This window comes from Echinicola jeungdonensis, assembly GCF_030409905.1.
GTDB lineage: Bacteria > Bacteroidota > Bacteroidia > Cytophagales > Cyclobacteriaceae > Echinicola > Echinicola jeungdonensis.
In genome coordinates this window covers 1-12,627 of record NZ_JAUFQT010000004.1, presented here as the reverse complement: position 1 = coordinate 12,627, position 12,627 = coordinate 1, and the positions used below count along the sequence as shown (strand labels likewise).

Here is a 12,627-nt window from a genome sequence, read left to right as displayed (position 1 = left end):
AAATGACAATAGAAGAAGCGCAGAAAAAAGTGGATGAATGGATTAATACCGTTGGTGTAAGGTACTTTAATGAGCTGACCAATATGGCCATTTTAACGGAGGAAGTGGGGGAGTTAGCCAGGATCATTGCCAGGAAATATGGGGAACAGTCTTTTAAGGAAAGTGATAAAAACAAGGATCTTGGGGATGAAATGGCAGATGTACTTTGGGTTTTGATCTGTTTGGCTAATCAAACCGGGATTGATTTGACTCAGGCATTGGAAAGGAATTTTGAAAAGAAAAATATCCGGGATAAAGACCGGCATAAGGGTAATGAAAAGTTGAAATAGCGTGTTGTGCGGAATTTAAGTCTTTCGAAATTACGGTGTTTTATAGCCGTTAAGCTGGTCCTGATTTACAATCAGGACCTAAGAATAATAAGGAGTGCAATCCCCATATAATATTCACCCCTCCATATTGCCTACTACCGCACTAATGGCCTGTCCACCAAATCCCAGGGCAGTGATCAAAATATTCTCGATTTTGTCAGGCACATTTTTTGGAATTGGGACATAATTAGGCATTTCAGGAAGGTATTGACCTTGAAGAATAGAAATGGCCTGATCCAAATTGGCAGCTAAGCTGGATCCCAAAGAATGGCCAACTTTCCATTTATTGGAAATGGTATAGGGCACCTTATCCCCAAAAACCCTTTCATAAGCAGTTTTCTCTGCAAGGTCCCCAAGTTTGGTTCCAGGGAAGTGCCCATGATCATATCGACATGACTGATCTCCGCCATATCCATTGCTTTTTGAGCAGCCCCAACAATGCAATTTCCATTGGGGGATAACTCTGTTGAATGATGAATTTTTTCTATTGAAGACCCAACCCCTTTAAGTAAGGCCAATCCTTCTCCCTTATCCTTACTTAACTGAAAAGCATAAGCCCCTTCCCCAAAACCATGGTATTTTGAGCTTTATTAAAATCCATGGAACGGCTTGGATAATCAATTTCATTTCCAAATGGGGCATAAATCCTAATGGATTTCATCTGGTCGATAGTTAACGGCCCGGTGGGACATTCTACCGCTGCTGCGATAAAATCTTCAGCCATTCCACTATTAAGCCAGGCAAAAGCATTTTGAAGTGTAAGTCCAAAACTGCTGCAAGTGGAAGACTGAAAAAACAATGGGGATTTGGAGCTATGAAGTAATCCCGGCCAACTACTCGCAAACCCAAGGTGGAATGAGGTGAAGTCCATACAGGTAATTTGGAGTGTTTCCGTTGGGTTTGGACAAGGTAATCAATGCTTCCCCTGGATGTAGCTGCATTGATCATTTGATGGGGGTGAGCCTTGAGGTCCATTTTTTGGATCAAATAAGATAGCAATCTGGCTTCCGATGGAAACCGTTCCGCCTTGTGGCCTTCCCCTTGAATGTATTGATCCACCCTTTTCCATAATTCGGGTTCAATGTTTCCTGCCCAATCTCCTTTGGCATTGATAGATAATTGGTGGCAAGGTGAAGCATATCTTTGGTTTTCCTCCGAGGGAAATAATCCCAATGGATTGATGCCAATGCCTTTCTTTATGGTGATGAAATTATTTTCCATTGAATTTCCCTAAGCTTTTTTTAATCAATTCCTGAATTATTATATCAATTCCCGGGGAAAGGTTTTATGATTTAAAGAAACCTTGCCGAATTACTTTTCCTGGGATGGAATTTTATTGATTTTCTGCCATCAATTTTGGTATTTCTTCATTTTGGTTTTCCCATTCTTCCAATCGGTAGACCTGTGAGGGACAAAACCTTTGTAGAATAGCACTTTCAGAACTTGGTACCGGATATCCATTCCAAATAATAGTGAAATCTTTGAATCCTGCATTTTCTAATACTTTTAAGGTCAGCATGCTGTGATTGATGCTGCCCAAATAATGGCGGATCACCACGACAGGATGTAGGTCAGTTTTTAGGAGAAAATCTAAATAGGTCTCCTGATCATTCAAGGGAACCATCAATCCACCTGCTCCCTCCACACAAAGTTTGCCTGCTTCAGAAGGGAGGTGATTGTGGTTCAGGTCAATTTGAGTATTCTCAATTTCCGCTGCCCAATGAGGACTTTGTGGGGTTTCAAGTCGATAGGCCTCCAAATGGACCCGGGCATGAGGAACATGCTTGGCCACAAAATGAGAGTCTGACTCATCCAAATCCCCGCATTGCACTGGTTTCCAATAAGCATGACCAAAAGTCTTGCAAATGGAAGCAGAAACGACCGTCTTGCCAATTCCAGTTCCTATGCCTGTGACAAATATTTTATCCTTCATTTTAATGATTCAGAATTTCAATTAGTTGTGAAATTTCTTCCGGGGTATTAAATGCATGTAATACAATCCGTATCCGTTCAGTTCCTTTTTTAACTGTGGGGGAAAGAATAGGGTACACATTGAAACCAGCTTCATTTAACCTGGCAGCTTTTTGTTTGAGCAGGCCAATGTCTGAACAAAACCAAGCTTGAATGGGGCTTTTATTTTTGGAAAAGGAATTGGCTTTAGAAGGCACCAACTCCAGGTACTTTTGGATTATCTTTTCCAGGTTTTGAAAATTGGTTTTTTGCTCCAGCAACTTCCAAGAAGCATTGAGGGTCATCACTTGCTCAAAAGAAGGAGCAGTGGTATAAATAAAAGCCCTGCTAAAATTGACCAGAAATTGTATCAATTCTTCACTTCCCAATACCATGGCACCATGACTTCCCGCAGCTTTCCCAAAGGTGATGACCCTTGCCAATAAATGCGGGTGATTCCGAAATTGGTGGGCCAATCCCTTTTGGTCTTCACCAAGGGTTCCCAATGAATGCGCTTCATCAATGATCAATCCCGCATTATATTGCTCACAAAGGCTGAGGGTTTTGGCTAAATCAGGAAAATCCCCATCCATGGAAAAAAGCCCCTCGGTCAACACATAAATCTTTTTTGGATTATTCGAATGTAGTTGCAGTTTTTTTTTCAGGTCTTCAGTGTCATTATGTTTAAAAGACACCTTTTGTCCAAAACTCAACCTCATGCCTTCTTTGATGCTGGCATGAACCTGTGCATCATATATAAACAGGCTATCCTTATCCCCAATGGCCGAAAGTAAACCCAAATTGCCCAAATATCCGGTATTGTATAAAAGGGCAGCAGGACTTTCCATGGATTGGGCTACCAGCTTTTCCAATTGGATAATTTCCAAATGATTTCCACTGATTAAGCGGGAGCCCGTTGCCCCCATCCAGTCGGAAGAAACTTTTGTTGAGGTGATTTGCTTTTGGAGTAATCCTTTTTGGGAAAAACCCAGGTAATCATTGGAGAAAAAATCCACCTTGTGCTTATCATTTGGTTTGAGGCTTCTTAATTGGTTAGCAGCCTCCGCTTGGGTCAATTTTTGTTGAATAAATTGGTGAATATTCTCCATGAACCACAAAGGTAAACCAGATCAGTGGGATTGCAAAGGGGCTTTGAATCTGCTAAGCTTTTTTGGTGTGGAGTTCCCAGCAGGGAACTTCCCAGTTCCTAAGCTCCGCTAATAAAGACCAAAGTGCCGGGAGGAAAGAACTAAGGCAATTAAAAAAGGGAAATGATAAATTCCGATTTCGGTATTTATCATTTGAATTACCTCCTCTTTGGTTTTTAGCAAATTACCTCTCGCTAGGTGTTCCAAATTAACCTTAAAAAAAATTGAGGTAAAAGTTCCGTGATCATTGTTCATAAACCCCCATACTTATCAAGGGGGTATTCCATGTAGGATCCATCTGAAACTTGGTATAAAAAGTCCCTAACTTAAGTAATTTGCCTAATCAAATCTAAGTAGTTTCCTTTTGAGGATTTACCTTGATCAAGGCTTCTCCCTGAAGTTTTCCCACCAAATCATATTTATCCATAGTCAGGCAAAAGTCAATATCCGCTTCGATATTGTGATTTTGCAATCTCTTGGCATGAGAAGCCTGGTTTAAAAAGCCTTGAAGGTTGTTTTGGTGCTGCTCAAAAAGGGATTTCATGGCTATGGCTCCATCACAATCAAAAGTAAAATGCCCAGCAAGCCTTTTTACCAGGGCACCTGCGTACAAGGAATCTTCCAAGTTAAACATGCCCTTCCAGCCAGCACAGTGGATGACCACATCCTTATTTTTTTGAACTAAATAATCAGCAGTGGCTTGCAAATTCAAAAAGGCACCAAGAATTACTTCATCTGCATCTTTTTTGGATAATTCAATGGCTAAGGTGCCATTGGTGGTTGTCACTGCTATTTTTTTCCCTTCATAAGCTTTTTTCAGGTAACTCAAGGGAGAGTTGCCCAGCTCAAATCCTTCGGCGGTCTGGCCATTTCTTTCTCCGGCAATGATGTACCCTTCCTTTTTCATGGCCCGACAAGTTTCAAGGCCAGCTACGGGAGTAATGGATTGAACTGCATTGGCAAGGCCTGTAACCATGGTTGAAGTAGCCCTGAAAATATCCACCACGACTACAATTTTCCCTTTTAAATCATGAAGGTGAATCAGTTCAGGACTTAAGCAAATTTCTATTTTTTTCATTTTATTGTTATTCGACCAACCATTAGGATTTAATAATCCGCCTGGGCTAACCGGGTTAATTGTAATGTAATGCTTATTAAAAGTTGGTTTTAAATATCCAATAAAGGTAACTTTTTCACTTTGGCTTCCAGGTTTTTTTTCCGGACAGTTATTGCAATGGATGTGCCAGGCTTTGCGTATTTGGAATCCACATACCCTAAACCTATGCCTATTCCCATGCTGGGGGAGAGGGTTCCGGAAGTAACTTCACCGATTTGTTCTCCATGTAGGTTAACAATGGGATAGTGTGCTCTGGGGATTCCTTTTTCCTGCAAAACAAAACCTACCAGCTTTCGCGAAACACCTTCTTCTTTTTGTTTGGCTAATTGGTCCCGGTTGATGAATTTTTTGTTGAATTTGGTGATCCAGCCCAATCCTGCTTCAATTGGTGAGGTTGTTTCGTCAATATCATTTCCATATAGGCAATACCCCATTTCCAAGCGAAGTGTGTCCCTTGCCCCCAAACCGATGGGCTTAATCCCCAAATCTTTCCCTGCATCAATATGGCATCCCATACTTTTTGCGCATGATCATTGGGAACATAAATCTCAAATCCACCCGCACCTGTATAACCAGTTGCCGAAATGATGACATCAGGTACTCCGGCAAATTCACCTATTTCAAAATGGTAAAATTTAATTTCATCCAGATTTACTGGAGTTAGAGTTTGCAGGGCCTTAGTGGCTTTGGGACCTTGGACGGCAAAGAGGGAAGTTTGGTCAGAAATATCCTCCAATTCAGCCCCTACTTGGTTATGCTGTTGGATCCAATTCCAATCTTTTTCAATGTTGGAAGCATTAACAACCAGCAGGTATTTTTCTTCATGGATTTTATAGACCAACAAATCATCAACGATGCCTCCGGTTTCATTAGGTAAACAGGAATATTGTGCTTGGCCGATTGCCAACTTTGATGCATCATTGGAAGTTATCTTTTGGATCAAAATAAGGGCTTGAGGACCCTTGACTAAAAATTCTCCCATATGGGATACATCAAATATCCCCAAGTCCTTTCGGACAGTATTGTGTTCTTCCCTGTCGGAAGAGTAACGGACAGGCATGTTATATCCGGCAAATGGGACCATTTTTGCCCCCAATTCCTCATGGGTGTCATTTAATGCAACTTTCTTGATAGTATTTTCCATGAAAAAAGATTTGGTTACTGTTTCGGCAAAGGTAATAAATGAGGGATAACATTACGAATCTTGTTCCCAAATGCGGTTGGTTTATTTAACACCAGGAAGCAGCAGGGTTTCAATGCAAATGATTTTTCTTTCATCTGATCTTCTTGGCAATTTGAAAAAAATAAGTGGGGAATAAAATGAAAGGCCTCTAAGGCTCTGAAAGTCAAAGGATAGTTGATGTTTAGGGAAAAATACCTTAAGGAATTGGATAAAAAAAGGCCTCATTTTCAATTAAAATGAGGCCTTTTTACGGGTTTTATTCACTGGAATACCCATTGTTTTGGACAAGATTTTCGTTGAGTTCCAGCTCCTGCAATGGAATGGGCCAGAGTTCCCGGAAACTTTCACCAGGAGGAAACAAGTCATCGGCCAGGCCGTATCTTCTGAGGTCTGAGTAGCGGTGCCCCTCAAAGGCAACTCAAACCTTCTTTGTTCCAATATTTCCTCCAATGCTCCGGCAATTGTAGGAATATCTGTTAATAATAATGGGTCTAAATCGGCCCTTTGCCGGATGATATTAATATCATCAATAATGGCTCCAGTGGTAAAGCCAGATCCGATTCGACGGGCATTTGCCTCGGCACGGATCAAGTACATTTCTGCTAACCTTAAAATAGGAACATTGTCGTCACTTGTACTTACCCTAAAATATTTGATTACTCTTAAATTATTGCCTTGCTCCAAAACAGAGGTGGAAAATCTTTCATCCCCTTGGTTGGCAGAAGCAACAAAAGCATTGTAAAAGGCGGGGCGGACATAAAATTTTTGTCCACTTGTGGAAGGGTCTGATGAAATGGCTAAACCATTTTGATCCCCAACATTGTTGGTGAAATTCAGTTCGAAAATCATTTCATTATTGCCCTTGATTCTGGAAATATCCCCATAATTGGGTAGCAAGATATAGCCCGCATTGATCACCTCTGTGGCTTTTTGAATGGCAAGAGCGTAATTGCCAACCTGCAAATGCACCCTTGCCAAAAGTGCAGTGGCTGCCCAATTATTGGCTCGGAATGGCGCATTGGGCGTATTACCCAAATTGTTTTCAGCAAATTCCAAATCCTCAATGATAAAATTATAAACCTCGGTTTCGGAAGCCCTCCCCGCAAGTGAAACTTCGGAGGTGGTGGTAACAAAATCTGTAACAATGGGTACGCCTCCAAAGATTTTTAGCAGGTCAAAATAAACTAATGCTCTTACAAACCTTGCTTCTCCCTCAATAGCAGCAGCCTGACTTGAACTTAAATTCTGAATGTCAGGTAAAACTTCTAACATGAATTTGGCAGTCCCGATAATTTTGTATAAAGTTGCCCAAGTACTGAAATTTGCAAGTTGGATGGGTTAATCCTACGGGAACTGATTTCCTGGTCCGTGGTGAATGTACCAGAATGTAAAAGGTTGTCTGCATATACATCCTGATAATACAGGTACCTTAGGCCATAATAATTACCGCTTTGAAGCTCATCATACATGCCTTTGAGGACGAGCTGGGCATCACTAAAAGAGGTGATGGCTCCTTCGGTTTCGATAGTGTTTACCGGTTCCTGGTCCAAAGTATCACAGGCGGTGCTCCAAAAAACAGGAAACAAGCCGCATATATTATTTGGTTGATCTTAATTGCCTTGTCCATATCTATTAAAATCCTACGTTAATACCGAAAGTATAAGTTCTGGGCTGGGGAAAGTGTAAAAGTCCGTAGCCAGTGTTGCATTAGAAGTACCAGCAAAATTTATTTCAGGGTCAAAACCGGTGTATTCGGTAAAGGTGAATAAATTCTGCGCCTGTGCGAAAATCCTGATCTTTCTCATTTTTAACCGGTCCAAAAGATCTTTGGGCAATTTATAGCCGATGACCAGGTTTTTAATTCTTAGATAGGACCCATCTTCCACAAAACGGGTGGTATTGGGTTGGTTGTTCCGGTTGACAGAAACATCATAAGCTGCTCTAGGGATCTCCCCATTTCCTGGGTCATCCTCCGATCGCCAACGATCCAGGACAGTTGTTCGGTTATTATCATCAAAAAAGTTAGCAAACATTCCCTCCTGGAATGCCCCGGAGGCAAACCACTGATCATTTCCGACAGAATACTGCAGGAAAAGTTGAAGGTCAAAACCTTTAAATTCCACTTCATTGGTTAATCCTCCATAAAACTTGGGCTGTGCATTGCCAATGATTGTAAAGTCATCATCTGTAATAACGCCATCCCCGTTGATATCCCTGTAATTCATGTCCCCTGCTTGGATACCTTGTATCCGACGGGATTCCGGAACATCAGACTGGGTCATAAACACCCCATCTGCAATTAATCCATAATAAGAACCAATAGGTTCGCCCTCTCTTAATACAAGGGAGTTCCCATTGAAACCATAGAATATATCCTCATTGTTGTAAAGTTCTAGAACCTTATTTTTGTTGAAAGTGATATTAAAATTGGATCTCCATTGAAGGTCTATTGCTGAATTATTGATGTTTATAGAAGAAATGGTCAGTTCAAAACCTTTATTTTCTATGCTCCCAATATTGGACTGATAAGCCCCAAAACCATTTTGCGTTGCAATGGGCCTGGCAAACAAAAGGTCAGTTGTTTTTTTGTAATAATAATCGGCTATCAAATAGATTCTACCATCCAGAAATCCGGCATCAATCCCCACATCTGTCTGCGTGGTGCTTTCCCATTTTAGATCCGGGTTGCCCAACTGTACCGGAACAATGGTGGATGTTTCCAGGTAATTACCTGCTCCAACCAGGTTTTTCCAGGCAAAGCCTCCAATGGACTGGTTGCCTGCCTTACCCACACTTGCCCTGATTTTTAGATCAGAAATGAACTCTTGGTCATCCATAAACTCCTCCTCGTTGATCTTCCAGCCTCCGGAAACCGATGGGAAAAATCCCCATTGGTTATTGGGCCCAAAACGGGAAGATGCATCAGCCCGGAATGAAGCGCTGAATAAATATTTGTCTTCATAAGAATAGTTGGTCCTACCGAAATAGGATTCCAGGCCACTGCCTCCAGCCCCATTTGAACCCTGGTTGACGGTGGCGGCAGCCCCAATATAGCGGAATCGCTCACCCGGAAACTGGATCCCGGTGACACTGGAGGAAGAGCTGAGGTTTTCTTCCCGGTTATGTCCTATAACTACATTAAGGATATGGAGGTTGTTGAGGACCTTTTTGTAATCCAGAAATCCTTCGACCATCCATTTGTTGACATTAGAGGTTGCAAAGGTTCCTGAGCCTCCTTGGGGAGTAGATAAACTTCCTGGGTAACTGTCGGGATATAGCTCCTTTCATGGAAGTAAAGCATGTCCCCTCCGCCCCTGACATTAATGCTTAGTCCATCAAGTATTTCATATGAACCCAGTACGTTTGCAAATACCCTTATGGATTGATTTTCATCATCATTTTCGGTCCCTTCAGCTACAGGGTTGGTATAGAAGAATTGTGGTCTGGTGTATGAACCATCTGATTCATAAACCGGCCATAGGGGGGAAGCAGCCAATGCATTGGAAAATGGGCTGTATAGGGTGTTGTCAGAGGAAACTCGGTTTTGTGTGGATCGGGTAATACCGGAGTTTAGGGAAATGGAAAACTTGTCATTAATATAGTGGTCTAGGTTAAATCGGCTTGAAATCCTTTGGAACCGACTATTGATGAGTACCCCCTTTTGATCAAAATAATTTCCTGAAATGTAAAACTGGGTTTTATCATTTCCACCCCTGGCGCTTAATTCATAGTTTTGAATGGGGCCTTTTCGGGTAACTTCGTCCACCCAGTCTGTATCGGTATTTTCAGGATAGGGAAGCCCCCCATAATAAAAGTTAAGAATTTCATTGTCGGAAATTTCTTCAGCAGGCTCCCCAAAGAAATCTTCAGCAAAAGCATCTTTGAATAGCAACAAATATTGGTCTCTATTCAGGAATTCAGGTTTACGCCATAATTCCTGGAATCCGCCATATACATTAAGGTTAAATTGGGTTTTCTGGTCGGCCCCTCTTTTGGTGGTGATCAAAATCACTCCATTGGCTGCCCGTGATCCATAAATGGAAGATGCAGAGGCATCCTTTAAACCTCAATGGAGGCAATGTCTGAGGGGAAAGGTCTGTAATTGCGTCTATGGACTGACCACCATAATCAAACTGGGAAGGACTGCCCGTAAGCATGGGGATTCCATCAATGACAAATAAAGGCCGGTTGCTGGCAGAAATGGAGGAAGAGCCCCTGACCCTAACTGAAATTGCTGCACCCGAATCCCAGAGTTTTGATTAATCTGGACTCCTGCCATCCTTCCTTGCATGGCTTGGTCAATCCCAATGGCAGGTATATCCTGAATGGTCTGTTCACTAATTTGTGCTACAGAACCTGTTAGGTCCCTCCTGTTGATGTTACCATAACCTACCACCAGAATTTCACTTAAAATCCGGGCATCGGTTTCCATAACCACATCAATAATGCTTTGGTTGGCTACAGGGACTTCCACGGGATGGAAACCCACAAAGGAAAATATCAGGACCATATCCTCAGAGGCTTGAATGCGATATTTTCCATCAATATCGGTAAAGGTTCCCTTAGTGGTGCCTTTGATCCGGATATTCACACCGGGCAAGGCACTATTATTCTCAGCGGAGAGAACCGTTCCGGTGATTGATCTGTTTTGAGCTAATGTCCTAATACTGGAAAACAATATTAAAACAATGGCCATTATTAAACATTGTTTCATGGGTTATTAGAGTTGGGTGTTAAAAATTGAAAAGGACTAATGGTCTTTTATTAGATTATTCCAATAGTTTTTATCAAAATAAAAATAATGTCTTGATTTTGAAGAAAATGCAATAAAAAAATTTTTGATATTTTGATAGCAGTTTGGAGTATATCGGGAGGAAGGCATAAAAAAAGCACGGCTTAGGTCTGCCGTGCTCGAAAAAATAATTAAGAAATTTTTAAATCGAGAAACTTTCACCGCATCCGCAGGTTCTGGAAGCATTGGGGTTGACAAATTGGAAACCTTTTCCATTTAATCCATCTGTAAATTCCAAGGTAGTACCAGCCAGGTATAGGAGGCTTTTTTTGTCCACAATGATTTTAATGCCTTTGTCTTCAAAAACCTGATCATTTTCAGCAATGTTGGCATCAAAACCCAGGTCATACATCAGACCTGAGCATCCTCCACCTTTTACCGAAACCCGGATGTTTTCCTCTTCGCTTCGGCTTTCCTGCTCTCTTAATTCATTAATACGTGCTTTAGCTTTATCTGAAACGATGATCATATTGTTGTGCTTTTTAATGCAAATTGATTTTAAGTAAGCATAAAACATGCTTACCTTGGAAATAATTCCTAATACAAATATACAAATTTAAAGGATGAGAAAAATTGAACATCTTGGAATTGCGGTAAAAGACTTGAAACAATCCAATGAATTGTTTGCCAAACTGTTGGGAAATAAGGCTTATAAAGAGGAAATGGTAGACAGTGAAGGGGTGAAAACGTCCTTTTTTCAGGTTGGCGATACCAAGGTGGAATTATTGGAAGGAACTGGACCTGATTCCCCAATTTCCAAGTTTGTGGAAAAGAGGGCGGAAGGAATCCATCATATCGCATTTGAAGTGGAGGATATTCAAAAAGAAATGGAGCGATTGAAAAAGGAGGGGTTTGAATTGTTAAATGAACAACCAAAACCGGGGCTGATCATAAATTAGTTGTATTTTTGCATCCCCGAAGCACCAATGGGGTGTTAGTGGAGATTTGTCAATCGACTCAATAAAATTCATTTACAGGGAAAAACATAAATGTTATTTACCCTCCAATGGAAATTTGGGAGGAGAGCAATACCTTCCAAAAAATAAAATTGGTGGATTTACCAGAAAAGAAGGAAAGGTTAAGGCGTTAGGCCTTCAAAATAAATTACAATATATCATGAAGGAAAAGCGAACGGAAATAAGTGAATTGGGAGAGTTTGGTCTAATTGATCATTTAAATGAAAATATAAAGCTTCGACATCCAAGTACCATAAAAGGCGTCGGTGATGACGCTGCAATACTGGACAAGGGGGATTTTGTCCAGGTGATTTCTACCGACCTGTTACTGGAAGGAGTTCATTTTGATATGTCTTACACTCCATTACAGCATTTGGGGTTCAAAGCCGTGGCTGTCAATGTTTCTGATATTGCTGCAATGAATGCGATTCCTAAGCAAATTACAGTCAGCGTGGGATTAAGCAACCGGTTTTCTGTTGAGGCTGTAGATGCTTTGTATGCAGGAGTAAATGCTGCAGCCGAACATTATAATGTGGACATCATTGGTGGAGACACTACTTCCTCCCGGGCAGGATTGGTGATTTCTATTACTGTATTAGGAGAGGTGGAAAAAGGAAAAGAAGTGTTAAGGTCTGGGGCCAAAGATAAGGATATCATTTGTGCAACAGGTGACCTGGGAGGGGCTTTGATGGGCCTTCAGGTTTTGGAAAGGGAAAAGAGGTGTTTATGGCCGATCCCAAAATGCAACCCCAGTTGGAAAATATGCCTATGTTACCGGTAGGCAACTTCGCCCAGATGCCAGAATGGATATCATCCATGAACTTCGCGATTTAAATGTAGTTCCTACCAGTATGATTGATATTTCTGATGGACTTGCCTCTGAACTTTTTCATATTTGCAAGCAGTCTGGTGTTGGAGTAAGAATATATGAGGATAAATTGCCTATTGATAAACAAACATATGATTCTGCAGTGGAATTTGGGCTGGATCCGATTACCTGTGTATTGAATGGAGGAGAAGATTATGAGCTGCTTTTTACCATTAAGCAGGAGGATTTCGATAAATTAGAAAAGCATCCAGATGTCCATTTTATTGGCCATGTGACCAAATCTG

12 protein-coding genes and 4 pseudogenes are annotated in these 12,627 nt (G+C 41.3%); 3 read left to right on the top strand and 13 right to left on the bottom strand.

Annotation, left to right across the window (positions count from 1 at the left end; genetic code table 11):
- Positions 1-2: 2 nt before the first annotated feature.
- Positions 3-329: a nucleotide pyrophosphohydrolase gene (locus tag QWY93_RS18145; protein WP_290246617.1), complete on the top strand. Its 327-nt coding sequence runs from the start codon at positions 3-5 to the stop codon at positions 327-329.
- 114 nt (positions 330-443) lie between these two features.
- On the opposite strand, the gene QWY93_RS18140 is transcribed toward QWY93_RS18145, so the two are convergent.
- The 13 genes and pseudogenes from QWY93_RS18140 to QWY93_RS18080 form a co-directional block, all read right to left on the bottom strand.
- A complete protein-coding gene (locus tag QWY93_RS18140; RefSeq protein WP_290249825.1) occupies positions 444-812 on the bottom strand; it encodes a beta-ketoacyl-[acyl-carrier-protein] synthase family protein in 369 nt (122 codons plus the stop codon).
- 94 nt (positions 813-906) lie between these two features.
- Complete coding sequence (locus QWY93_RS18135) at positions 907-1,092, bottom strand: hypothetical protein (RefSeq protein WP_290249824.1); 186 nt, start codon at positions 1,090-1,092, stop codon at positions 907-909.
- Positions 1,062-1,589: a hypothetical protein gene (locus QWY93_RS18130; protein WP_290249823.1), complete on the bottom strand. Its 528-nt coding sequence runs from the start codon at positions 1,587-1,589 to the stop codon at positions 1,062-1,064. Before QWY93_RS18130 ends, QWY93_RS18135 begins: the two co-directional genes overlap by 31 nt.
- Positions 1,590-1,701: 112 nt before the next feature.
- On the bottom strand, positions 1,702-2,301 hold the full coding sequence (gene bioD / locus QWY93_RS18125) for a dethiobiotin synthase (RefSeq protein WP_290246615.1): 600 nt from the start codon (positions 2,299-2,301) through the stop codon (positions 1,702-1,704).
- Position 2,302: 1 nt separating this feature from the next.
- The gene (locus QWY93_RS18120) at positions 2,303-3,427 is read right to left on the bottom strand and encodes an aminotransferase class I/II-fold pyridoxal phosphate-dependent enzyme (protein WP_290246613.1); all 1,125 of its coding nucleotides are present in this window, start codon (positions 3,425-3,427) and stop codon (positions 2,303-2,305) included.
- A 388-nt stretch (positions 3,428-3,815) separates the two neighbouring features.
- On the bottom strand, positions 3,816-4,544 hold the full coding sequence (locus QWY93_RS18115) for a 2-phosphosulfolactate phosphatase (protein ID WP_290246612.1): 729 nt from the start codon (positions 4,542-4,544) through the stop codon (positions 3,816-3,818).
- Positions 4,545-4,633: 89 nt separating this feature from the next.
- Positions 4,634-5,727: pseudogene (gene gcvT, locus QWY93_RS18110) on the bottom strand (glycine cleavage system aminomethyltransferase GcvT).
- Between the two features lie 270 nt (positions 5,728-5,997).
- Positions 5,998-7,038 carry a RagB/SusD family nutrient uptake outer membrane protein gene (locus tag QWY93_RS18105; RefSeq protein WP_290249822.1) on the bottom strand — a complete coding sequence of 347 codons (1,041 nt, stop codon included), beginning with the start codon at positions 7,036-7,038 and terminating at the stop codon, positions 5,998-6,000.
- On the bottom strand, positions 7,032-7,352 hold the full coding sequence (locus QWY93_RS18100) for a hypothetical protein (protein ID WP_290249821.1): 321 nt from the start codon (positions 7,350-7,352) through the stop codon (positions 7,032-7,034). Before QWY93_RS18100 ends, QWY93_RS18105 begins: the two co-directional genes overlap by 7 nt.
- Positions 7,353-7,406: 54 nt before the next feature.
- Positions 7,407-8,960: a SusC/RagA family TonB-linked outer membrane protein gene (locus QWY93_RS18095; RefSeq protein WP_290249820.1), complete on the bottom strand. Its 1,554-nt coding sequence runs from the start codon at positions 8,958-8,960 to the stop codon at positions 7,407-7,409.
- Positions 8,900-9,820 (bottom strand): annotated as a pseudogene (locus QWY93_RS18090) (hypothetical protein); the annotation flags it as partial. The gene QWY93_RS18095 and the pseudogene QWY93_RS18090, both read right to left, overlap by 61 nt.
- 54 nt (positions 9,821-9,874) lie before the next feature.
- Positions 9,875-10,480, bottom strand: a complete 606-nt coding sequence (locus QWY93_RS18085; protein WP_290249819.1) for a carboxypeptidase-like regulatory domain-containing protein — start codon at positions 10,478-10,480, stop codon at positions 9,875-9,877.
- 220 nt (positions 10,481-10,700) lie between these two features.
- Complete coding sequence (locus QWY93_RS18080) at positions 10,701-11,027, bottom strand: HesB/IscA family protein (protein ID WP_290246608.1); 327 nt, start codon at positions 11,025-11,027, stop codon at positions 10,701-10,703.
- A 94-nt stretch (positions 11,028-11,121) separates the two neighbouring features.
- Between QWY93_RS18080 and mce the strand changes: the two are divergent.
- Both mce and thiL read left to right on the top strand, forming a co-directional pair.
- Positions 11,122-11,522: pseudogene (mce, locus tag QWY93_RS18075) on the top strand (methylmalonyl-CoA epimerase).
- A 152-nt stretch (positions 11,523-11,674) separates the two neighbouring features.
- Positions 11,675-12,627: pseudogene (gene thiL / locus QWY93_RS18070) on the top strand (thiamine-phosphate kinase); the annotation flags it as partial.